We start from the raw sequence: 267 nt of genomic DNA on the forward strand, positions 1-267 counted from the left end.
CCGAGGCGAGGTCGGCCGCGCGATGCCGGGTCACGCAGACCTGGCGGGGCCGGTCCAGCCGCACCGCGAGCCCGGTCGCGTCCGGCGCCGACAGCGTGAACCGCCGCACGCCGTGCCGCCCGCCGCTCTCCTGCGGCCGCAGATACGGCGTGAACAGCTCGTCCACCGGCAGCGAGTGGTGGCCCACGGGCGCCCCCGCGCGCCGGTCCGGATACGACTCCCAGGGGCCCTGCCCGAACCACTCCAGCAGGTTCAGCCCGGCGGCCG

1 protein-coding gene is annotated in these 267 nt (G+C 77.9%); it reads right to left on the reverse strand.

The window, feature by feature from the left end; all coding sequences use genetic code 11:
• Positions 1-267, reverse strand: a 267-nt coding sequence (locus CCL05_RS46920) for a beta-galactosidase small subunit-related protein (protein ID WP_244204621.1), incomplete at both ends; no start/stop codon positions are given.

Source organism: Streptomyces africanus, assembly GCF_002150735.1.
In the GTDB taxonomy this organism is placed as follows: domain Bacteria; phylum Actinomycetota; class Actinomycetes; order Streptomycetales; family Streptomycetaceae; genus Streptomyces; species Streptomyces africanus.